The organism is Pirellulales bacterium (assembly GCA_033762255.1).
In the GTDB taxonomy this organism is placed as follows: Bacteria; Planctomycetota; Planctomycetia; order Pirellulales; family JALHPA01; genus JANRLT01.
In genome coordinates this window covers 27,796-50,831 of sequence record JANRLT010000001.1, presented here as the reverse complement: position 1 = coordinate 50,831, position 23,036 = coordinate 27,796, and the positions used below count along the sequence as shown (strand labels likewise).

14 protein-coding genes are annotated in these 23,036 nt (G+C 55.2%); 9 read left to right on the top strand and 5 right to left on the bottom strand.

Features of this window, described 5'->3' with window-relative positions; translation table 11 throughout:
* Positions 1-18: 18 nt before the first annotated feature.
* The gene (dapA, locus tag SFX18_00160) at positions 19-906 is read right to left on the bottom strand and encodes a 4-hydroxy-tetrahydrodipicolinate synthase (protein MDX1961529.1); all 888 of its coding nucleotides are present in this window, start codon (positions 904-906) and stop codon (positions 19-21) included.
* Positions 907-2,008: 1,102 nt separating this feature from the next.
* Here dapA and SFX18_00155 point away from each other — a divergent pair.
* The 3 genes from SFX18_00155 to SFX18_00145 all read left to right on the top strand — a co-directional run bounded on the left by SFX18_00155 (position 2,009) and on the right by SFX18_00145 (position 7,690).
* The gene (locus SFX18_00155) at positions 2,009-3,766 is read left to right on the top strand and encodes a DUF1549 domain-containing protein (protein ID MDX1961528.1); all 1,758 of its coding nucleotides are present in this window, start codon (positions 2,009-2,011) and stop codon (positions 3,764-3,766) included.
* A 96-nt stretch (positions 3,767-3,862) separates the two neighbouring features.
* Positions 3,863-5,137: a DUF1501 domain-containing protein gene (locus tag SFX18_00150; GenBank protein MDX1961527.1), complete on the top strand. Its 1,275-nt coding sequence runs from the start codon at positions 3,863-3,865 to the stop codon at positions 5,135-5,137.
* Positions 5,138-5,953: 816 nt separating this feature from the next.
* Positions 5,954-7,690, top strand: coding sequence for an alginate export family protein (locus tag SFX18_00145; GenBank protein ID MDX1961526.1), 1,737 nt, complete (start codon positions 5,954-5,956; stop codon positions 7,688-7,690).
* A 425-nt stretch (positions 7,691-8,115) separates the two neighbouring features.
* On the opposite strand, the gene SFX18_00140 is transcribed toward SFX18_00145, so the two are convergent.
* Positions 8,116-8,370, bottom strand: a complete 255-nt coding sequence (locus SFX18_00140; GenBank protein ID MDX1961525.1) for a hypothetical protein — start codon at positions 8,368-8,370, stop codon at positions 8,116-8,118.
* A 415-nt stretch (positions 8,371-8,785) separates the two neighbouring features.
* On the opposite strand from SFX18_00140, the gene SFX18_00135 reads away from it, so the two are divergent.
* Entirely contained in the window at positions 8,786-12,688 is a 3,903-nt protein-coding gene (locus tag SFX18_00135) for a Tex-like N-terminal domain-containing protein (protein MDX1961524.1), read from the top strand.
* 8 nt (positions 12,689-12,696) lie between these two features.
* Positions 12,697-13,182 (top strand): hypothetical protein, encoded by a 486-nt coding sequence (locus tag SFX18_00130; GenBank protein ID MDX1961523.1) that lies wholly within the window; start codon positions 12,697-12,699, stop codon positions 13,180-13,182.
* A gap of 165 nt (positions 13,183-13,347) precedes the next feature.
* Here SFX18_00130 and SFX18_00125 read toward each other — a convergent pair whose 3' ends face one another.
* Entirely contained in the window at positions 13,348-13,653 is a 306-nt protein-coding gene (locus SFX18_00125; protein ID MDX1961522.1) for a hypothetical protein, read from the bottom strand.
* A 671-nt stretch (positions 13,654-14,324) separates the two neighbouring features.
* On the opposite strand from SFX18_00125, the gene SFX18_00120 reads away from it, so the two are divergent.
* Positions 14,325-15,674, top strand: a complete 1,350-nt coding sequence (locus SFX18_00120) for a hypothetical protein (protein MDX1961521.1) — start codon at positions 14,325-14,327, stop codon at positions 15,672-15,674.
* 275 nt (positions 15,675-15,949) lie between these two features.
* Here the strand turns inward: SFX18_00120 and SFX18_00115 are convergent, their stop codons facing one another.
* On the bottom strand, positions 15,950-16,990 hold the full coding sequence (locus SFX18_00115) for a DUF1559 domain-containing protein (protein ID MDX1961520.1): 1,041 nt from the start codon (positions 16,988-16,990) through the stop codon (positions 15,950-15,952).
* Between the two features lie 434 nt (positions 16,991-17,424).
* Between SFX18_00115 and SFX18_00110 the strand changes: the two genes are divergently transcribed.
* The 3 genes from SFX18_00110 (at position 17,425) to SFX18_00100 (ending at position 20,901) form a co-directional block, all read left to right on the top strand.
* Positions 17,425-18,054: an ATP-dependent Clp protease proteolytic subunit gene (locus SFX18_00110; protein MDX1961519.1), complete on the top strand. Its 630-nt coding sequence runs from the start codon at positions 17,425-17,427 to the stop codon at positions 18,052-18,054.
* A gap of 63 nt (positions 18,055-18,117) precedes the next feature.
* On the top strand, positions 18,118-18,729 hold the full coding sequence (gene clpP / locus SFX18_00105) for an ATP-dependent Clp endopeptidase proteolytic subunit ClpP (GenBank protein MDX1961518.1): 612 nt from the start codon (positions 18,118-18,120) through the stop codon (positions 18,727-18,729).
* A gap of 828 nt (positions 18,730-19,557) precedes the next feature.
* Positions 19,558-20,901 (top strand): hypothetical protein, encoded by a 1,344-nt coding sequence (locus SFX18_00100; GenBank protein ID MDX1961517.1) that lies wholly within the window; start codon positions 19,558-19,560, stop codon positions 20,899-20,901.
* A gap of 11 nt (positions 20,902-20,912) precedes the next feature.
* Here the strand turns inward: SFX18_00100 and SFX18_00095 are convergent, their stop codons facing one another.
* Entirely contained in the window at positions 20,913-22,994 is a 2,082-nt protein-coding gene (locus SFX18_00095) for an amidohydrolase (protein ID MDX1961516.1), read from the bottom strand.
* Positions 22,995-23,036: the final 42 nt, after the last annotated feature.

Genomic DNA, 23,036 nt, shown 5'->3' with positions numbered 1-23,036 from the left:
ACCCGGATCGCAAGTGGTTTAGAGGAGGCCGTACTGCGCCAGGGTCAGACGCAATTTTCCCTCGGTCGCCGAATCCAGCGGGGTCATTGGCAGTCGCAATTCCCCCGTATCCCGGCCGAGCAGCTTCATCGCCGCTTTGATGGGAATGGGATTCGTGGCCAGGCCCAGCAGATCGCGGCAAAGAAAAAACAGTTTGCGGTGCCATTCGCGCGCCGAGGTCACATTGCCCGCTTGCCAGGCCGCCAGCAGTTTGAGCATATCTCCGGGGACGATATTGCCCACGACACTGATCACTCCCTCCCCGCCAATGCTGAGCAGCGGGAGTGTCAGACTGTCATCACCGCTCAGCAGGGTTAAATCGGTCAGTGCGGCGATTTGCGACGCTTGGTCCAGGGAGCCGGTCGCTTCCTTGACCATTTGTATATTCTTGCTTTCGGCCATGCGGGCGATGGTTTCCGGCTCGATATTCTTGCCCGTCCGTCCCGGAATGTTATACACGCACAGCGGGAGCGCGGTCTCTTCCGCCAATGCCCGAAAATGTTGGTAAAATCCCTCTTGGGTCGGTTTATTATAATAGGGAGCCACAATGAGGGCGGCGTCGGCCCCTTGTTTGGCCGCCCATTTCGTCAGCCGCAGCGCCTCCCGGGTGCTATTGGAGCCGGTGCCGGGCATGACCTTGACCCGTCCCGCGGCATGTTGAATCACTTCTGCGATGACGCGCTCGTGCTCTTCGTGCGAGACCGTGGGGGACTCGCCGGTGGTGCCCACCGGCACCAGGCAATTCACCCCGGCGGCAATCTGAAAATCAATTTGAGTTCTGAGGGTGGCGTAATCGACTTCCCCATTGCGAAAGGGAGTGGTGATCGCCACGGACAGCCCGGCAAACGCGGCACCGCGGGTAGACATAAAAATAAATGAAAAAGATGATGATGTAAGAGGATTCCGTCTAGCGCGGGTGAGCCGCGCCCCGCCCCTACGAAGATACAGGCGTGCCTAAAGTTCACCCACATCTTAAAACTTTTTGTAACTGCTGATAAGGCGTGGCAAGTTGTTGACCATGGTTCTTGGTATGAACACAGAGCAAGTAGACTATTAAATCCGTTTTGCGTTAAACCGCAAAAAAATAACCACCAAACGCCAAGAAAGCCTGTCAGACAAGAAGCTAAACCAGCACAATATGAGTTTGGCACGGCTTTTGCAATTAATTAGTTCAACTCGATTGGGGCCAGCACAGAGAAGAGGCAAACGACTCTGTTACATGGGCCGGTTGAGTTGAGAGGCGCAGTTTTAGCTTTCGAAAACCAGTGTTTTGCTTGTGGGTACTGGGATTAACAGTCCAAAAGCCCTCGGAGAACAAGCCAAGCACCGTGGTTTTCGCACCACAACAAGGCGAGCCAAAATACCCCCCCAGTATTTTGGCTCGCCTGTTGCATTTTGTGTGTGCCTTTTTGCAACACATGTTCTTTTTTGCGGCATGCCTTAGAGGGATTTTCTAGCATGCAAACGTCGTTTTTGCTCAGAATGCGAATTTTCTTAAAAATATTTTAGTTTGACCAAATACAGAGCTTCCGCCGCGCGTCAAATGCAATAAGGCCCCCATTTTTTGCGAATATCTCAGTATGAACCGGCTAGGCTAGCTTTTGAAAGTGAGTTGCCCAGGCAAAATGGGGGGGCAATTTGTGGTCGGTCATCCGGTCTTTTGCGGAATTAAGAATTTGGGTCCTTTCGCTGGCCCGCTCGTTTTACCTTACCAAAAGGGATCCATGTTCCCTTTTGCAAGGGGAGATGGAAAGCTCTGGAAAACCGCAATTTGACCACTGGCAGAATGGTTATTTATCATAAATCATTGCCGTTTATAGTTTTGTGAGGTTGGCTCAGTTGCCGCCACAACGATTTGTTTGAATCACAAGGGTTATCAGCAGTGATGAAATCTTCCCGTCGAGCTTTACAACCGCGTTTGTTATTTAAAGGCGGCATGCTGCTGTTGGTGGCTGTTTGGGGTTTGGGCATGTTAAGTAACCCCCGCGAGCATGATCTCCTTGCGGAAGAGGTTTCCACCAAACCCGCCGCTTCTCTGATTAAAACGACATCAACCACCGGGGATTCTCCGGATACGGTGCCAGCGGCCCCCGCGGCAAAGGGGGAGAGTACCACAGAAAATCGTCCCAATCAAAGCAAGCAGCAGGGTTATGGAATTCCCCAAGTTGCCTACATCAACGAAATGATTCGCAAGGGTTGGGTAGATAATCAGGTTACTCCCTCTCCTTATGCGACCGATGGCGAATGGCTGCGCCGGGTTTACTTGGACGTATTGGGCCGCATCCCCACGGCGGATGAGGCTCGAGTGTTTCTGAAGGAACGTTCCGCTGATAAGCGGCTCAAACTGGTCAATCGACTGCTTTCCCCCGAATATCAAGAAGAGTACGCCCGTAATTGGGAAGCAATTTGGGAAGTCATGTTAATCGGCCGTCCCTCGCGCGAGGAAGACCAGCAGCGCAGCATGGTCAACCGCGAGGCGATGAAGCAGTATTTGCGATTGTCGTTCCTCAAAAATAAGACCTATGACACCTTAGTGTACGAGTTGGTCAGCGCCACCGGCAGCAACACCCCGGGGGAGGCCAACTCCAACGGCGCGGTGAATTTTCTTTCGGGCAAAATGGAAGAAAACGGCGTCCAGGCCACGGCCAAAACCGCACAACTTTTCCTGGGGATGCAGGTCCAATGCACGCAGTGCCACAATCACCCTTTTAATGAGTACAAGCAAAACCAGTTTTGGGAGCTTAACGCGTTCTTTCGCCAGACCAAAACCAAAGTCGACCGCGCTGCCCGCCGGATGGTGGAAAGCGTCACACTCGTCAATGAGGATTTTCGCGGCGAGGGGAACAGTCCCGAAAAAGCCGAACTGTACTACGAACTGCGCAATGGCGTGGTCAGCGTGGCTTATCCGATCTTTGTCGATGGCAAAACCGAAATTAACAAAAACGGCATGGTCAGTCAGGTCGACCGTCGGACCGAATTAGCGAAAATCATCGTTAATTCCCCCGAAATGCCCAAGGCCATGGTCAACCGCATGTGGGGGCACTTTTTGGGATATGGTTTTACCAAGCCCATTGACGACATGGGTCCGCATAACGCCCCCACGCATCCCGAATTGTTGGATCGCTTGGCGGCGGATTTTCGCAAGCACAGCTTTAACACCAAGGAACTGATCCGCTGGATCGTCCTCAGCGAACCGTATGCCTTATCCAGCGTGGGGACCGGCAAAAACAAGCTAGACGACCCCAGCCTGGGCGAAAAGCCCAAATTTAGCCGGTTTTACCTCCGGCAAATGCGGGCCGAGGAACTGTATAACTCGCTCATGACGGCCACCCAGGCGTACAAGGGTTCCGCGGACGAACAACAAAAAGCGCAGACCGATTGGCTGCGTCAGTTCACGGTGGCCTTTGGCACGGACGAGGGGGACGACGCGACGACCTTTAACGGCACGATTCCGCAGGTGCTGATGATGTTTAACGGCGATTTGATTCGCCAGGCGACAAACACGCGGGATGGCAGCTTTTTGGCCCGTGTCGCGCAGGATAGCAGTCTGAATGCCAAGGAAAAGGTGAACTATTTGTATTTGGCGGCCCTGACGCGGTATCCCACCAATGCCGAACTAAACGGCTGCAACCAAGTGTTGGCCTATCACAAAGGAAATGTCGTGACTGCCCTGCAGGATATTTGGTGGGCACTGCTCAACACCAACGAATTCATCCTCAACCACTAAAGCTGATTTCTTACTGCACAGTACACTTCAGTATCCACTGACCACGATCCACTCTTCTCTCTTCACCATCCACTCCCCACTTTCCACTTTTCCACCATGTTCAATGCCATTCCCGCGGGCATGTCCCGCCGTCACTTTATGAGCCATGTGGCGGGCGCTTCGGCGCTGATGGCCGCGCCGGCGATCAACTTTACCAACACCCTCATGGTCAATGCGCAGGATATGCGGCAAAAGCACAAGGCCGCGATCTTGTTATGGATGGGGGGCGGCCCCTCCACGATCGACCTGTGGGATCTCAAGCCCGGCGCACCCACCGGTGGCCAGTTCAAGCCCATCGCCACCAGCGCCGATGGCGTGCAAATTTGCGAACATCTGCCCGAAATGGCCAAGCTGATGAAGCATATGTCCATCGTCCGCAGTATGAGCACCCGCGAGGCGGACCATGGCCGCGGCCGCTACTACATGCACACCGGTTACGTCCCCAATCCCAATATCGAACATCCCGGCTATGGGTCGGTCATCGCCCATGAATTGGTCGATCAGGTTCCATATTTAGAGATTCCCCCCTTTGTGTCGGTTGGCGGCGGCAGCGTTGGCCCGGGCTTCTTGGGCATGACCTGGGCGCCCTTTGTGGTGAATGCCAATGGCGACGTGCGGGATCTCAATATGGGCCTGAATGGCAAGCAACTGGCCTTGCGGCGGGCGATGCTGGATTCCATGGAAAGCAATTTTATCGCCCAAAATCGCGGCCCGGCGGCGCTGGACCATCTGAACGTCCAAAAGAAAACCTGGAACCTGATGACCAGCAAGCAAATGGACGCGTTCCGCGTCAATAACGAACCGCAGGCCGTGCGCGACCGCTATGGCATGACCGGTTTTGGCCGTAGTTGCCTGATGGCCCGTCGTCTGGTTGAAGTCGGCGTCCCCTTTGTCGAAGTCGATCTGGGGGGATGGGATAATCACAACAATATTTTCCCGACGCTGCAGAATCAAAAATTGCCCGAAATGGATAAGGCCATGAGCGCCCTGGTGGGCGATCTGGTTGAACGGGGGATGTGGCAGGACACCGTGGTGATTTGGATGGGCGAGTTTGGCCGCACCCCGCGTATCAATGGCGCGGCGGGACGCGACCACTGGGCCCGTAGTTGGAGCGTGGTCGTTGGGGGCGGCGGGTTCAAGCAAGGCTTGGCCGTCGGTCAAACCAACTCCGACGGGACAGAGGTCACCAGCGAGGCCTACACCTCGCAGGACCTGATGGCCAGCGTGCTCAAGGCGTTGGATATTTCCCTGGAAACCACCTTTACCAGCAAGAACGGCCGCCCCATGAAAATCGCCAATAGCGGCAAGGTCATCAAGGAATTGTTTGCCTAGGGTTGACGGTAGCAGAACTCGCCAGAGTTCTAGGCAAATAGGCAAGTCTAGGAACTCGCCGCTGTTCTGATGTGGATTGCGTGTTTTTCGGAATTCTGGTGAATTCCGCTACGGGGTAATGACACGTCGAATTCCGCTACTTCACAGAGAATCATTCGCGCGGGACGCGAGGATTGCGGTTGGGGGAGTGGGGGGGCTTGACCAAAATCGCCCCCAGCAGGGCTTGGCTGTGAGTTTCGAAGGAAAGGTACTATAAGTGGCATGCGCGGAATTGAATGGCTGACCGTTGTTGCCGTGGCATTCGCCAGCCCGTTTTGCAAACCGCTTCCCTCCGCCGGAAAGGTCGCTGAACAGATGGAGTTCCAGTTGGTGGACTATCCTTTGGCAACCACTGTGCCAAAGATGGTTCGTAGGATTTTTGAATTGTTATAAATCGCTTTGCCATTGCGATTTAAAATAAATTATGAGCCTGCTCAACAGCACTGTTAAAATACCCTAGTCCTGGCATTGCATATTTCGCAGGCAAGCGTTGGCCATGTGGTCATGCAGGCTCAACAGCGTCAGTGTGCAAAAAACTGGCAGGCTGCGCGAAATCCTGTCAGGCATAGAATAAATCTCATAAGTGGTGATTTATCATGGACTTAGAGATGTCTAACTTTTGAGGATTTTTTTGATGGATTGAATCGTGGTGGTACGAAGATAATCCAAGCCTGCAAGATTTACCCGCCTGCCTTCTGTTCCCGCCTGATTTTTTGAAAACCCGCCGGCTATGTCCCGGCAGGGTTTTATGAATGCTTTTTGTTCAAGGATTGAACAATGTCGCCACTGGCTCGTTTACGTAGGATTGCCTTGTGCGCCGCGATTGGATTTTTCGCCCCGGAATTTAGCCAGGGTCAACAAGAGGTGGAGCAAAACGCCCGGCCCGTGGCCAGCGCGCCCCGTTTGGCCCCCTTGCCTGAGCCCTCCTTGTCTGTGGGGGAAGCTTTTGACATGGGGGATGTGGAGAGTTCGAAGGAGGGGGCGGTTGCGTTAGATACCGAATTGAATGCCGGGACCGAGGAGGAACTAGTAGAACCGGCCAGCAATCTGGAAGCACTGGATCATCTGGAAAATTTGGACGCGATGGCCCCCCAGGGAGTCGCGAATCCCACCGCTGGCGGCAGTGCAGAAGCAGAAAAACCCCCCGCTAAGAAGAAGCCCACTCCCCCGCCCCCTCCGCCATTTAAAGGGGTGTTCTATGACAATGACTTTGAGCAATTATCGCAGGACAAATTTTATGGACATCGGCTAAAGCGGTGGCAGCTCGGGGATTGCACTTATCTGGACTTTGGTGGCGAGTACCGCGCGCGGTATCACAACGAAAGCAATTTGCGCGGAACTAACTTTAGCAACACCAGCGATGAGTTTTTGTTGCATCGCGTGCGGTTGTATGCCAATGCCGAGATCGGCGAGCTGGTCCGGCTGTACGCCGAAGCCCTGGACGCACAAAGCAACTACGAGGACTTCCCCCCGCGCGTCATCGAGGAAAACCGCTTTGACGCGCAAAATCTCTTTGGCGATTTGTTGCTGTACAATAATGGCGAGGGAAAATACAAGGCCCGCGTCGGCCGCCAGGAACTCATCTATGGCGAACAGCGGTTGATCTCTCCCCTGGACTGGGCGAATACTCGGCGGACATTTGACGGGGCGAAGATTTGGTACGCCAGCAAGGAATGGAACATGGACGGATTTTGGGTGAGGCCGGTCCCGGCGTCCCAGCACGTTAATGGGGATCGCAACTTTGACAGCGCGGACGACAGCCAGGAGTTCATCGGGTTGTATACGACCTACAAAGGCAAAAAAGACCAGACCTATGATTTTTACTTTTTACGCTTTGCCGAATATGAAGGGCCCGGCACGCAGTTCTTTCCGGTGGATTATGATCCGATGCTGTTTGCCATGCGGTGGTCGGGGAAGCAGCTAGATTACTTTGGCGACGGGTCGCTGTTTTGGGACTGCGAGGGGGGGTATCAGTTTGGAGACTTTGGCCAGCAAACACAGTCCGCCGGTTTTGCCACCGCCGGCCTGGGACGCGACTGGAGCAAACGTCAATACAAACCCAAACTCATGCTGTACTACGACTACGCCTCGGGTGACCAAGACCCCAATGATGCAGTGCATGGGACGTTCTTTCAGTATTTTGGCCTGGTACACAGATACTTTGGTTTTATGGATTTGGTCGCGCGGCAAAACATCCACGATATAAACCTGCAGTTAACGCTGGCCACCGGCAAAAAGAGCACGTTCCTGATTTGGCACCATATCTTTTTCCTGGATTCACCGCGGGACGCGCTGTATAACGCGGGCGGCACGCCGATTTTATTTGACCCCACGGGCAATGCGGGCAGCTATGTTGGCCAAGAGCTGGATCTGACGTGGCAGTACAATTTTAACCCCAACACCGATGTGCTATTTGGCTACAGCCACTTCTTTGCCGGGGACTTTGTCAAGAACCTGCGGCCGGTGGGAAACGAACTTGACTTTACGTATGTCCAGTTCACAGTCAGGTTTTAGGATGAAAATACAAATTTCAAGACAGGCTCGATCACGGCCACCCAGGTTGGCTTGCCAAAACCAAAAACCAGCATCCAAAAACCACTTTTCCTGTCCGCTCTTGCCCATGGCCCTCGCCTAGAGTTTCAGACAGGACAAACGCCTCAGACAGAAAAGTCCGCGGGATAAAAAAACATTTCCAGGGCGACCAAATGACAATTTCTGTCAAAATGGCAGGCTGACCAACTACCTATCCACGTCGTGGGCCCCGCTAGCGGTGTTAAGAGCACCCCTAACATCACGGACCGGGATAGATACTATATGACCCTCAAACGCAATCACGCCACCGAGAGTTATCTCTGGTGGCGTGCTGTGTTGTTACAAGAGTGAAATATGCTCGGTTACTGCCATGCCCCAAAAGTGGGCGTCTGGGGAATTTGCCCAATTTAGGCGGAAGGCCGACGATAATGCTGGTAAGCCAGGATGACTTCGTATAAATCCGTGCTAATGGTCACTCCGTCATTGGCAAAATCCACTAGCCAGGTCCGACGGCTTTGAACCGCGTCCGCCAGCATTGGCAGAATTTCGCCCAGGGGAACCGTCACGGAATGGGGGTGGTCACATAGGGACAGCCGGTTATCGGCGGAATCCTCCGGCCCACAGTAGACTTTGAGCGCGCTTCGCACCATAGATAGACGCATCCTTACGTCGACAGGGTTGTTTGTAAATTGCCGGAATTCACAGCATTCTGTGCGGGCACCCGCTATCGCAATCCTTTGCTTTGCGAGTGCAATTCCAGCCTGTGGGCGTATTCATCGGCGCTTATGAGGCGAAATATGAGGGAAAATTCCGAAATTTGCCATTTTAACAGCAAAAGGCTGCCAGCAACTAACAAATGGGATGCAATTTTTTCCCGGAGAGGGGGGATGGGACGCGCTGTTTGTGGGTAAACATTTCCCCTGCTTGACAATGCTAGCCTAAAAAGAATAGATTGCGGGACGATTTCGTAGGTAGAAATAATCCAAATTTGGCGTACTGCGCTTGGGACGTGGTCGTCGGGACAGTCGTCCCCACCTGATGACCCCCCATTTTGTTGTAATTCGGTGATCTCTCCCGATGAGCTTGACCACCACGATTGATCTGGCCCCTGTGGCCCATGGTCTTGGCCTGTCGTTACACAGTGTCGAGAATGTCGTTCGCTTACTGGATGATGGCAACACCATCCCCTTTATCACCCGTTACCGCAAGGATCAAACCGGCGGTCTGGACGAAGAACAGATTCGTCAAATCGAAGACCGGGTGACGAAGTTGCGTTTGCTGGCCGAGCGAAAGCAAACAATCCTCCGCTCGATCGACTCCCAGGGCAAATTAACGCCCGAGTTAGCCGCCGCTATCAGCGGAGCCGAAAATATCAAGCGACTGGAAGATCTGTATCTTCCCTACAAGCCCAAGAAGCAAACGCTGGCCACGCTGGCCCGCGAACGGCAGCTAGAGCCGCTGGCCCTGGAGATTCTTACCGGGGCGGAAGCGGCCCTGAATCTAGATCTGCGGGCGGCGGATTTTATCAATTCCGATAAGCAGCTTCCCACCGTGGCGGATGTGCTGCTGGGCGTGGGACACATTCTGGCGGAGGACTTTAGCGAACGGGCCGACCTGCGTGAAAAACTGCGCCGGGTGTTCAAAAAGTCGGGCGTATTGGTCAGCACCCGGATCGAGACGGACAAAAAGTCGGAAACCCCCAAGGAAAACTCCACGATCCCGCCATCTGGCGGAGACGCGCCCGAGAGTATCGATCAGGCCACGGGTGAACAGGCTAGCTCAGGGATAGCCAGTGCGGAATTGGCGAATGCGGAACAGGTCAACACCGCAGTGGCCGGTTCCGATTTGGATCAAACTCTGGCAACGGATCATCATGAGACGGGTCATCAGGCGATGGCAAGCGACGGGAATGATGCCGCGTCAGCCAAAGAAGTTGCGCCCGCGGCGGGGGATAGCGCAATTGCCCCTGATGTAACGGCACAAATCGATCAGGCCGTGGCATCCGTGGAGACGGCGGAGCAGGTCTTTGCCGATCTAGCGGCGGCGGTGCCGGTGTTGAACTCGGCACCCCTTGCATCCGCACCAACTGAACTGGCTCCCGAAACCGCAGTTACCGAAATTGCACCGACTGATCCGGCCGTCCATGATTTGACTGCCAGTGAGCCTATTGCCGGACAGGATGGAGCCGCCGCGATTGTGGCTGGTGAAACGCCGACAGAGGTCGCAGCCGCTGATCCCGCGGGTGGCACCGCCACAAACGCAGAGAGCGTGCCGGGCGCTGTTCCGGTGGGGAACGCGACGGAAAGTGGCGCAAAAAAAGGATCAGACAAAAAACCCGCTGGCAAGCGAGCGGATAGTAAAAAAGCCGACAAAAAGCCGGAAAATCCCCTCGAGCAGGAATTTCGGGATTACTTTGAGTATCAAGAGCAGCTTTCGCGCATCCCGCCGCATCGAATCTTGGCCCTTAACCGTGGGGAACGGGCCAAAATTTTACGCGTCCGCGTGGATGCCGACTTTGAAGCTTTGCACAAACTGGCCGAAAACCTGCTGGTTCCGCCCGAACATCCCCACGCGGACTTTTTACGCGCCTGTGCCAAGGACGCTCTCGCCAGGCTGGTCATACCCAGTCTGGAACGCGAAGTACGCCGCGAACTGACCGACTTTGCCGAAACGCACGCGGTTGATGTCTTTGCCAAAAATCTGCGCAACTTGCTGCTCCAGGCCCCGGTCCGCGCGCGGCGGGTCTTGGCGCTGGACCCGGGCTTTAAAAGTGGGTGCAAGATCGCCGTCCTGGACGAATTTGGCAATTTGCTGGACCATGGCGTGATCCATATCATTGGCAAGGCCGAACGCAAGGCCGAGGGGCGCGCCAAACTGGTCGAATGGATCAAGCAACATAACGTCAACGCCCTGGCCATTGGCAACGGCACCGCTTGCCGCGAGACCGAGGAATTTGTCGCCGAGATCCTGGCCGAAGAGCTTAAGGACGAACCACTGGCCTACATGATCGTCAATGAGGCCGGAGCCAGCGTCTATTCCACTAGCCAACTGGGCCGTGAAGAGTTTCCCAACTACGACGCCACGCTGCGCGGGGCGATCTCTATCGGTCGACGCATGCTCGACCCCCTCAGCGAACTGGTCAAGATCGACCCCGCCAACCTGGGCGTCGGCCTCTACCAGCACGATGTTAAGGCCAAGCACCTGCGGGCGTCGCTGGACGCCGTGGTCGAATCCTGTGTGAATTACGTCGGCGTGGACCTGAACACCGCCAGCCCCGCCCTTTTACGGTACGTGTCGGGGTTAAATCAACTCAAGGCCCGGCAGATTTATGAATACCGCACCCAGCAGGGGCCGTTTAAGTCGCGCGAGCAATTAAAATCCGTGCCCGGCTTTGGCGAAGCCAGCTTTGTGCAGGCGGCTGGTTTTTTGAAAATTGTTGATGGCGAACACGCCCTGGACGCCACTTGGATCCATCCCGAAAGTTATGCAGCTGCCCGGGAAGTCCTCTCGCGCCTGAGCTATGCCGAGGCCGACCTGGCCAAAAAAGAAACTGCCGCCGAATTATCCGAAAAAGTCAAATCGCTGGATGCCGTGGCGCTGGCCAGCGAACTGCATGTGGGCCAGCTCTCTTTAGCGGATATCTTTACCCAACTGACCCGCCCGGGACGCGACCCGCGCGAGGACCTTCCCCCGCCGATCTTTAAACGGGGCATTCTCAAGCTGGACGACCTGTCCGTCGGCATGGAACTGACCGGCTCGGTCCTGAATGTCGTTGATTTTGGCGCATTTGTGGATATCGGCCTGCACGATAGCGGTCTGGTCCATGTCAGCCAACTGGCCAACCGCTTTGTCCGCGATCCGCATGAGTTGGTCTCCGTCGGCGATATTGTCAAAGTCTGGGTGTTAGAAATTGATAAAAACCGCCGGCGTGTCTCCCTGACCATGATTGCGCCGGGGACAAAGCGATTTGACCCCCGTGCCCCGCGCCAACGTGAAGGCGGCCAGCGTGAAGGCGCCGGTGGTGAGGGAGCTCCCCGCGGAGAACGACCCCCGCGCGGACCACGTCCCCAGGGGGACCGGCCCCCACGTGGGGATCGTCCCCCCCGCCAGCCAGGAGATCGCCCCCAACCCGCCGGAGCAGAGGCTGGCGGACCCGGTGGAGAAAACCGCCCGCCGCGCGGCCCCCGCCCAGACGGAAATCGTCCCGGTGGTGATCGTTCGCGCGGACCACGTCCCGCGACGGCGGGACCTGGTGGCACAGGAGGGCCGGGAGGCGATGCTGGGTCTGGTGCACGGGGACGTGGTGGGAATCCTCAAACAGATAACGCCCCCCGCCAGCGGAACATGCTGGGCCCCCCTATTGAACAATTTCAAAAGAAATTTGGGGGGGGTAAAGGAAAATTTGGCAATAAATTTGGCAGCCGTCCGGGAGGCCCGCGCTCCGATGCTCCTGCCGCACCCCCCGTGGGCGAAGGGACCGCGGCAGAGGCTCCCCCCGGCGGAGATACTCGGCAGGAAAATCGCGGTGGACCGGATAACCGAGGTGGCATGGGCAATCGCGGGGGTCAGGGAGGATATCGCGGCGGTGATCGTGGTCAAGCGGGCGATCGGGGGCAATTTGGGGGACGTGGCGGCGGTGGTGGCAGGCGCTTTGACAAAGGTGGCCAGCGGGGAGGAGGCGAGCCGCGCACTTACGAGGCTCGATCGAATAAGCCCGTGGTCCCCCTGAGCGAAAAAATGAAGCAAGGGAAGGAACCGCTGCGGACTTTTGGGGATTTGCTCCAATTTGCCAAACTGCAAACGACGGAGGATGCCCCCGCCCCGCAAACGCCGCCAACAAACATACCGACACCCCCGTCCGCTTCTTCCGCCAGCGAACAAGCCGCGGTCCTTCAACCGGCGGATTCCGCGGGGACAGTCACCCCCGCGTCGGCGGAAGTCAATTCCGCCAACGCCGGAGAACCCCCCTCGCAAACCTAGGGGCCTGTATGAGCGACTTTGAATCCCGCCTGTCCCAGGCTATTCAGCGTGGCCGCCAATCGGCCCAAGCAAGCAAAGCCGCCGCGCAGCGCGCCGCCTTGACTGAGGAGCAGTTGCGGCGGTTGCATTCGCAATATCGGTTGGAACTGGCGGAACACATCGAAAGTTGCCTGAGCAAAATGGGGGATCATTTTCCCGGTTTTCGGCTGGAATCGGTCGTGGGGGACCGGGGGTGGGGGGCGGCCGCCGCCCGGGATGATGTGCAAATGGCCTCCGGTAAGGCCAGCACCGTTTTCAGCCGGATCGAGGTGACGGTGCGGCCTTATTCGACCGCCCAGGTGTTGGAGATTGGCGTGCGGGGGACGATCCGCAATAAGGAAGTCTTGCAGCGGTCACTCTATCATCCGCTGACCGACGCGCAAGTGGCGCGACTCATTGACCAGATCGATCTATGGCTGGTCGAATACGCGGAATTGTACGCCGCGCGGGGGTGAGGTGGCGGGGAAAGTCAGAAGTTTGAATGCAGAATTTAGAAGGGCAGGCAATTCAATTCCGCATTCTGCGTTCATCATTTTGCATTTGATTAGTTGTGCAGGATCGAGCCTAAGCGAGCATTACCGGGGGAAAGCTGGGTGCCATGTGCCGCCGCTGGCTTGTTATCATGCGCGGCTGTTCATAGAGGCTTGGTTAGAAGTTATCGTCTCTGCACCACGCAGTGGTGACGGAATGTAGCCGTGGGCGTCAGCCCACGGAATGCTTCTTTTCAAAATTTTGCCGCTGCCCGATGGGTACTCGATTTTAGGGTCAACTGAGTTGTTCTTGCACAATTTCCCAATGCCAATATGATTTTTTCGCGCCGCAAATGCACGTTTGATATGAAGAACTACTTCAGCGAGTACACAGACATTTGGACGTTTGGCACCAAAGAGCACTACAACGCTTTTGTTACTCAACTCGACAGTCATGTATCTGGAAGTACCTCGCACACTCAACTCGTAGCGGATGACCTTACGCCCAGCATGGACGTGCTTTAACTACCGACTTGTAAAGAAGCCATTCACCCCTTTCTACTACTTCAAAAGCGCTTGGTTTATCAACGAAAACGATTCAATATGGAATTGATGATAGGGGGCACCTCGGAAGGCTTCGCGTTCTTAAGAGACAAGTTCACGGAGCTCATCTCTACAGCAGGCGCAGATCCCAGCGACCACATTCACATCGACGACAGGTCCGAATTGCTTGCGTCTCCCTCCGTCTTTCTAAATATTCGCTCTCCAGTAAGCGTCTGGTCGGAAGAGCACCTAGGTCCATATTGGAAATACTGTGTCATGCCGGGAAGTCCCGATTGCATCCCATCCCTAGCGAGCCAATATTCTCCAGAAACTCGCGGTTACAAACTTTTCGATTATGGGGACCTCTACGGCAGATTACCAATTAAACGAAAAGCCTAAATAGTTCCCCGGGAAATTAACTCCTCAGCCCGACTAAGGCGAAAAAATAATTTGCCTATCAATTTACTTCGCCCCCTTGGGGCTGCTTAATTCTTTTATAAGGCTTCCGTGGGCTCTCGCCCACGGCTAGGATACTTCACCGCTACGCGGTGATGCCGATTCTGCCGATTTGACTACCCTGCCGCGTGACCTATATTTTTCCAGCTTTCCGCGGCCAGGCGCGGAGCGTCTCGATTTTTCTTGTCCAACCGGGATCGGCGGCTGTGAATCGCGAATGCGGCGGAATCAGGCGGAATTTGGCTTCCCTCGGTCTCGCGCTCCCCGGCGCGGCCGCGGCGATTTTCCCCTTGCGCCGGCGGCACATCTTGCACCGTGCCTGCTGGGCGATTGGCATCGGATTAATCCTGGCGGTCATTTCGCCCGTCGCGGGGCAGTCCCCGCCACCCACGGAGTTGAATAACGCCGCATCCGCGCTGGAAACCGCCGCGCGCGACTATCGGATCGAAATCTATAACGCCTTTCGCCATCAGCGCGGGGAATACAATCGCCGCCGCCAGATCGGGGCGGACTTACTAGCCGCTTGGGCGGCCGCCGGCCAGCCGGCGGACCGGGTGGACGAACTGCGCAATTGGTTTGAGCAGGCTCGCGTGGCGTCGAGCGCGGGGCGGGAATTGCCTCCCGTCCCCCAGATTCAACCTGATAAAACCACACAACCGCCAGCCACTCCTCCCCCGCCCCCTCCCTTGCCCCTGCCGCTTCCCGAGGCTCATCCCCGCCCCTCGCCCGCGGGCACAACCGCCGACCGGCTGGTTTTTCGCGGTAGTAGCCTGCCACGGCAGTTTGTTGGGCCTTCCTGGAGCCAGGCCGCCCGCACCTTGTTTTCGGCCATTCCCCTCGTCGCGCCAGAACCTGACGCGAACATTTTCCACACGCGGCCGAATTTTTTTCCGTCATGGCCCGGTTCGATTTTTCGAGATGCACATAACGATTCCCCGCCGCGAATTCGGGATTTGGATCGCGGAAAAAAATTGGTGGCCAAAATTTGGCTGACGCCGCTGGAGCTTCCCGCGTTGCCGGAGGCCACCGCGCCGGCCGCCGCAACCGCCGGGATCACGTTACCCGCATTAAATCCGGGAACTCCAGTCCAGTCGGATACAGTCGCCGCGCAGCTCAATGTGGCGGAATTAGCCGCGCGGATCACCGCCTATCACAAAGGGTGCCGGGGCGTGCAGTTGGACCTGTTGGAGCGGGGGGAATGGACTCCTGAACGGATCGAAGCCCTGTCTGAGATATTGACTGATTTGCAGCGGACGTATGACAACTTGCGGCTTTATTCTAAGTTAGCTCCGCCGGATTTGGCGGGAGATTTGGCGGCGTTGCGGCCACCCACGGCCCAGTGGCAGGCCCTGGCCGCCCAATGTCAGGCCGCCGTGGATCGCTTGCGAGCGACCACCAGGCTATCGGAAGGGGATCGCGCGGCGCTGGACCGGTTGCTTTTATTGCAAACCACCCTCGGGGAAAGGGGCCCTGAGTGAGACGAAAAGTGAGGGGCGCAAGACTATTTTAAAAAAATTGTATTGGCAAATAGTTGCGAGTTTTAATTTGTGATGATCCAACCCTGGCCATCCACCCCATCCGCGACCAAAATCTTAAAACTCCCGCAAGAGACCCGACCAGAAATCCAGCAAATTTAAGTATGGAAGAATCCATAGAATCGCAAAAAAAAGCACCCCGGATGACGATTCTCCGCATGCCCGCCAGCACGATCGGAGGCGGATTTTCAGAGAGGTAGAAATTGATCGCGGGACATTTACCGGCCGATCTCGGCATCGCTAAAGATTGTCGCATCACTCCGATTGCCGATTTGCTTAAAGACTTGAGGGCTAATGCTTAAGTCCAGCGATTGCGTCGTGGTGTCACAAAACGTGACATTGATCCCCGACGGATGAGCCGATCCAAACCGTGACTGGGCGTTGGAAGGAGTGGAGTTTGCCTGATCCCGTTCTGGTGGAAAATCGGTCGTGCGGACAATGGAGCTGCCATAGCCGGAGAGCGCGGGATAACGGTCCCCCGCGCCGTCCCCTGTTTCATACCGCGGAATGTCCAGGTATTTTTCGGCGGCAAAGAGGACTTTCCCCTCGCCATCCTCGATTTGGCCCCGCAAAAAACTTTGCCGCGGGGCGACAATCCCGGGAAAACCTGCGATCGGCGGCCAATTGTTGAACGTGTTGGCGGCGGTAAAGGAATTGGGAAATTGATTATCGGTAAGCTCGGTCACGACTGGGTTGCCAGCTAAATTTGCCCCGGCGTTGGCTGCGTAGTCAGACCGGCCCGCCACGGTGCTCCCCGGAGCGGCCTCAAAAAATCCGGTAACCAACAGGGGATAGGCCTCGGCCCGGCGGCGCGAGGGGCAATACAACCCGGCCACCACTTTTTCGATGCGCAGTTTTGTTCCCTGGGGAATGTTGTCGGCCATCGCCTTATACAGGGGTTCTTCCTCCATGTACGGCAGCAGTTGATAAATCCAGCCCCCCGGCTGTTTTTCTTGTAAAAAACCGGGACGGCCAATCCACAGATGCCCCCAACCCCCCGAAGGCATCCGCCCATTCCAGGCGGTGCTGTAGGTCTTTGCGGCTGTCGCCAGCTGCCGCAGGTTGTTTTTGCAATTGGTGGAGCGGGCGGTCTCGCGCGCGGAATTAATCGCCGGTAGCAACAGCGACATGAGCACCCCGATGATCGAGATCACCACCAGCAGTTCCACAATGGTAAAACCACGGTGAGTCCCGCAGCCGATACCTCCCTGGGTGGCGCGGCGCGCGGGAGTTGCTAGCAAAAGTGTATACGAACGCATGCGGTGCTGCTCTTTCCGGTCCTGCCAAGTTCGCCCCAGCCAGGGAGCGATGGGATAAGCCTTGCTCTTTTATTAGTTGTACCTAAGAATTTGTCATAGGGCAAGAAACCGGCCTGTTCCGCTTTTTCCACCAGGGAAGGGTTTGACCAGCCGGATCAACCCCCGTTTTACCAGGATCCGCCCATTCCTCGACAAACTCGTCTTCCCCGTGACAGGGTTAGAACCGCCCCCCTGCTGCACCGGCCCCCGCCGTTGACGAATCGTCCCAAATCCGCCAAGCTGTCTGCTAGAGCAAGGCACTCATGCGCGAAAGCCCCCTGATGGTTGGGTTGTCGCCGGGGCGGGAGGCGGGGCTTGTGAAAAAGTGGGCGGTTTTTGGTAAATCCTTTGCCGCGTATGGCTTACAGCAAGATTTAATTTAGAAAGGCCCGAACATGAATGTGACCAACACCCCGCCTGCGCTTGTGAACGCGGCGTACCGCGACTACCAGCGTCAGCGGCAGATGACGATTGGCGATTTGCTTTTGGAAAATCGGATTATTTTTTTGCAGGGAGAGATTTTTGACGGCAATGCCAACGAGCTGGTGATGAAGCTGTTGTATTTGCAAAGCGAAAATCGCAAAAAGGATATTCACTTTTACATCAATTCCCCCGGAGGAAGTGTCACGGCGACCTTGGCCATTTATGACACGATGCAAATTTTATCCTGTCCGGTGGCGACGTATTGCATTGGCATTGCCGCCAGCGGCGGGGCGGTGCTGCTAGCGGGAGGGACCAAGGGAAAACGCTTTGCCTTGCCCCATTCCAAGGTCATGATCCACCAACCCTACGGCCAAGTGGGGGGCCAGGTGACCGACATCGAAATTCAAGCCAACGAGATTTTGCGCAATCGCGAGGAGCTCAACCGCATCCTCTCGATGCATACCGGGCGCGATTACGATGTGATCGCCCGCGCGACCGACCGGGATAAATACTACACCGCGCTCGATGCCAAGGAATTTGGGCTGGTGGACGACATTCTGACCCGGCCCCCCCTGAGCGGCGGCGAGGAAGACGAATCCTAAGCCGGCTCCCGCGCGTCGTCGTTAAATCAACTTGGAACACATTTTTTCATTGAGAGCGATTTTATGCCCTTGATTCCTTTTGTCATTGAAAAAAGCGGCCGCGAAGAGCGGGCGATGGACATTTACAGCCGGTTGCTTAAAGACCGGATCATTTTCCTAGGCTCGCAGGTGAATGACGAGTCGGCCAATATCATTGTCGCGCAATTGCTGTTTTTGCAGTCGGAAGACCCCCGTTCGGACATTCATTTGTACATTAACTCTCCCGGAGGGAGCGTGACCGCGGGGATGGCCATCTATGATACGATGCAATTTGTCACGTGCGACGTGGCGACCTACTGCATCGGTCAGTGTGCCAGCATGGGGGCGGTGCTCTTGGCCGCCGGAGCCGCGGGGAAGCGCCGCGCGCTCCCGAATTCGCGAATCATGATCCATCAGCCGCTAGCGGGCATGGAAGGGACCGCCGAGGATATCATGATCCACGCCAAGGAATTCAAAAAGATCAAGGACAAGCTGAACCGCATTTTGATCAAGCACACCGGCCAACCGCTGGACAAGATCGAATCCGACACGGACCGCGACCGCTTTATGAGCGCGGAGGAAGCGCTGGAATACCGCCTGATCGACCAGGTCATCGAACACATGACCCCTCCGGGTGACAAGCTGGTCACGGCGTGAGAGAGGTTGGAAGAATGGGGATTGGAGAAGTGGAGGCTGGAGGAATGGAGTTTGCTAAGCCGCGACGCGCGTCCCGTAGGGGTTAGTTTTACTCGCCGATTTGCCCGTAGTGGCGACGTTTCGTCGCCGTTCTGGTGGAGCGGCTAGTTTTACTCGCCAAACTGGTCTTTGGTTCAATTCCCCTCCGACCGCGATCCGGTTACCGGACTAATCCCCGGTTCGCACGGCGCACCTTGGATCCTCCCAATGTCCTCATCACACTCCGTGTGATGTATTCTGGTAATGAAAACCGCTTTCCGCCGTGGCCGCATGGTGTGATTTGTGCCGTGTTTGGTGACACGGGCAACCCTCCGGAGGCGCGCTTCAGGGGGGCAATAAATGATAGAAAAACCACCTAGTGAAAGCCGAGGCGGACCTGCCCAGGGACGCTTTGTCGTCGGTGATCCGCCCCACTGGCCGGACATACTGAGGGTTTATCAGGGCTCAATCGCGTACTCCAGGATTGCTTTCATCCGCTGCGCGGCCCGGCCCGGGAATAAGTTTCTGAGGCAGCCGAGTGTCTCTTAGTTGCCAATGGGGAGTAACCCGTCAATCGCACCGACTCTTCTTTGATCAAAAACGGGGTTGACTCTGCCTCATTTTGCGCTTTTCAGCATATTCACAGCAACTTTTGCTCATAAATATCAAGCATTGGCAGCTTGGGTAAAATGCGCGGTTTGCCTAGTTGATAAAAACACTGCATTTTATGTAACCGTTAAAGTCCAGCATCAATGGGAAGCGATAGATGTGAGGGTGGAATTTATGGAATTAAGGGAGGGTAGCGCAATCATGAAATCAGCCGATATTTTGCTAGCAATCAGCTTAGCGCTAGTCCCTTTCGGCTCTCTCCGTTTAGCCGCGCAAATCAATGATACACAAATAGCGGAGCCGGCGGAATTTTCCCCGTCTCTCGCCCCCGCAGACCAGGTAACCGTCTCCACTCCTGTAACTTATGCGGCACTGGCGTCAAGCCAACAAGCGGGAGATGGTTATTCGGTTTCCCTGCTAAATGGCACTAGCCAGTTAAAACTTTTAGGGTCTTTCTCGGCATTGACGATTTTTAGCACGGATCGTCCCTTTGCTCCCGGACTACCGTTGTTTCTGTTGCCGGAATCTCCCTTTGGCCTGGAAACAAATACCTTTGACATTCACGCCCGTCAATCCAACATCGGAGCGATTTTCACGGGTCCCCCGGCGGGCGCATTCACCCCTTCGGCCACTTTTCTCGCATTTATTGCCAATGATTCGTTAACCGGCGACAGTTATGGGTTTCTCCCGTATAACGCTTATGGGGAGTTAAAGAACGAGGATTGGCGCTTTGCGGCTGGTTTGCAAAACGATGTTTTTAATCCGCGCAAGCCGACCTCGGTATCATTGGCTGTTATGTTTACCTCGGGAAACACCGGGTCATTCCGCAGCCAGGCAAGAATTGAACGTCAGTATGGCAGCGCTACGACGAATGCGCTGCAATTTCAATTTGCCATCAGCGATCCGATCCAATCGGTGATCGTGACTCGTGATACCAGAATTCAAGAAGACAACGGCTGGCCCAACATCGAAGGCAGAGTCAACGCGGGATTAGGGCCAATGGAGCAGCTCGTCGGGAATCGCACGGCACGCCCCCTCGAATTGGGAGTTTCGGGCTTTGTCGGACAATTACGAACGACGCGTTCCATTCTTTCGCCTCCTGATCCGCAAAGCCCGATCCGGGAAATCGCCGATTGTTGGGGACTGGGGATTGATACAGCCTTAAACCTTACCGATGCCATCGGTCTGCAGGGTGAACTTTTTACAGGCGCGGGTCTGGGCGAATATAACGGCGGCATCGGCCAAACCTACGATTCCGCCGCCATGCGGTCGATTCGTTCCAGCGGCGGTTGGGGGGAATTTTTTGTGTATCTTAACCCCCAGTTGCATCTCCATACCGGATACGGGATTGATGCTCCCCTTCGTCGTTCCGGAGATTCCTATTTGATAACAGAGAATCAAACTTGGTACGCCAACCTGGTCTGGAACTGTACCAAGAACGTACAAATTAGCAACCAAATCGATTTTCGCAGCACCCACTACCGCGATCCCTTATTGGATGCGAAGGGGGTGATTTTTTATACCGAGTTTTTATGGAGGTTTTAGATTTCAGTTGCTTACCTGGTCAAATGGAATTCGATCAAGCCGCCGAATTGGCGGGAAAGTGTACACGAACAACCCGGTTGGCAGCTTGTGTACCCAGAATTCAGGTTAATTCTCTTTTCAAGCGTATTTTTTCCGCCAGCGGTTTCTCTACGTTGCAAACTCTCCCAATAGAGCGAGTTTTGCCGCCGCACATTTTGCAGCTCTAGTTGCAAAGCAACTTGTGTTTGGTCATCCGCGGCCGGATGCTTGCTGATGGTTTCATCATTTACCCGCTTGATTGCGCCCTGATTGGGAGAGGCGGCATTGAAGTGTTCCGAGGACTTTACCGGTTGAACACGCCCTTCCAGCATGGTTCCCCAGACACGAATTTCATGAATCGATTCGGGTTTGACATCGAGGGGGTTTTGATTCAGTATGGTCAAATTCGCATTTTTCCCCACTTCGATCGAGCCGATTTCCTTGTCAAGTTGGATTGAATAAGCGGCATCGATTGTAATAGCGCGGAGGGCTTCGGCCACGGGAACTCGGTGCTCTGGCCCAGCCACATTCTGTTCGTAAGTTAACCTATTGGACGCCGCCCATATCAACTGCAGCGGCTTGGCTGGAGCCATTGGCATATCGGAGTGAAAGGAAAGGGAGCCTTTATGTCGCCGGACGTAAGCGTGCGGCACCATGTTTTGGGCCCATTGTTCCGTCATTCCCAGTTTGCCATAGCGTCCCGCCAAAGCCGTTACGTAATACGGATTGGAACTCACTATTCCGCCGAGACGAATCCACTTTTCAACTTGCTCGGGACGGGCAAACCCAAAATGGACCAAGACTGTCCGGTGGTCGCTGCGCGGATGGCGCTCCATGGCCTTCGCTAACTCCCCAATTAAAACATCCAGCCCGGCATCTCCGTTGTTATGCACATGGATTTGGTATCCGGCATCCCAGTAATTTTGAAAAGCATAACTAAAAACGGGAGGGTCCATGATCCATGCCCCCTTGTGTCCGTCCGTGTACTGATCCGTCATCATCATAAGCTGGCTAAAGATTGCCCCATCGGTGAGTAGTTTTACCTGTTTTGGCAGGTAGCGGGCGCGTCCATTTCCCCAGTCAAGTACTTTTTCGCTTTCTGCCAGCATGGTTAAGGGTTGGCCGGGGTTTGCCGCTGCCAGGCTTTTGCCGTCAGCCATAAAATAATGATTAAAGGGAGTGGTAGGCGCGCTATAGACGCTGTTAATCAAGTCCTGAATTGGCTTGGAAGGAAATCCACCTGGTTCGCAACAAGTTGTGATGCCGTTGCGGTGATAGTATTCCACGGTGAATTGCAGTCCCTTCATAAATTGATCCTTAGATGCCAGAATCGGAGCTATTTTTGACAGAATTGCCAGCGCGCCCTGCTCAAAAAAATGACCCCGCTCAAGATTTGATTGCTCCTTGGCGCTGTTTGGCATCCCGTTGTAATACAACTCATCGATTCCCGCGAGCCGCAATGCTGCGTCGTTGAAGTAGAATTCATGGCAGGAGCGGTGCCAGATAATGACGGGAAAGTCCGGTGCTAACTCACTGAGCAGCTTTCGCGATATTTCCCCATGCATGTAATGATGGTAACCCCAACTAATAAATGGCTGTGACAAATCGCCGCTTTCGCGATGATTCTTGAGCGCCAGTTGTAATCGTCGGCGATACTCTACTGGATCGCGAACAGCCGGAGAGAAACCGGATATTGTCTCCCAATCCTCGATCGAGATAACAATGGTGGCCATCGTTAATGCGGCTAGTACTGGATGAACGTGCTGCTCGACAAACCCCGCCGTCACAACCTTGTCGGCAAAGCTGCGATCCACTTTTGCATCCTTTTCGACAGCCGCCTGAACTTCCGTTAAGGATCCCACAGCGGTGAACTTGCCCTGCTTTATAGCCACTGCCTCGGCTTTGGGTTTTTGGGGATCCATCGTGATAAACTCGCGCGAGACATAAATGGTTGTGCCTTCGAATGGCGGCGGGACCACCTCTTTGGCTATGTCTTGCAGCGAATTTGTTTGGGCGCACACCCTGATGATTGATAGCCCAAATAAGACGATAGCCTGTGCGATGCAATATTTCATGGAAGTTAATCCGTAAGTGGGTCGCCTGGTTTACCGATTGAT

Coding starts and splice junctions, on each gene's coding strand:
- SFX18_00100 (MDX1961517.1), top strand. CDS start 19,558: ATGAAATCAGCCGATATTTTGCTAGCAATCAGCTTAGCGCTAGTCCCT.
- SFX18_00095 (MDX1961516.1), bottom strand. CDS start 22,994: ATGAAATATTGCATCGCACAGGCTATCGTCTTATTTGGGCTATCAATC.
- clpP (MDX1961518.1), top strand. CDS start 18,118: ATGCCCTTGATTCCTTTTGTCATTGAAAAAAGCGGCCGCGAAGAGCGG.
- SFX18_00110 (MDX1961519.1), top strand. CDS start 17,425: ATGAATGTGACCAACACCCCGCCTGCGCTTGTGAACGCGGCGTACCGC.
- SFX18_00125 (MDX1961522.1), bottom strand. CDS start 13,653: ATGACTGTCGAGTTGAGTAACAAAAGCGTTGTAGTGCTCTTTGGTGCC.
- SFX18_00155 (MDX1961528.1), top strand. CDS start 2,009: ATGTTAAGTAACCCCCGCGAGCATGATCTCCTTGCGGAAGAGGTTTCC.
- SFX18_00140 (MDX1961525.1), bottom strand. CDS start 8,370: ATGCGTCTATCTATGGTGCGAAGCGCGCTCAAAGTCTACTGTGGGCCG.
- dapA (MDX1961529.1), bottom strand. CDS start 906: ATGTCTACCCGCGGTGCCGCGTTTGCCGGGCTGTCCGTGGCGATCACC.
- SFX18_00115 (MDX1961520.1), bottom strand. CDS start 16,990: ATGCGTTCGTATACACTTTTGCTAGCAACTCCCGCGCGCCGCGCCACC.
- SFX18_00130 (MDX1961523.1), top strand. CDS start 12,697: ATGAGCGACTTTGAATCCCGCCTGTCCCAGGCTATTCAGCGTGGCCGC.
- SFX18_00135 (MDX1961524.1), top strand. CDS start 8,786: ATGAGCTTGACCACCACGATTGATCTGGCCCCTGTGGCCCATGGTCTT.
- SFX18_00145 (MDX1961526.1), top strand. CDS start 5,954: ATGTCGCCACTGGCTCGTTTACGTAGGATTGCCTTGTGCGCCGCGATT.
- SFX18_00150 (MDX1961527.1), top strand. CDS start 3,863: ATGTTCAATGCCATTCCCGCGGGCATGTCCCGCCGTCACTTTATGAGC.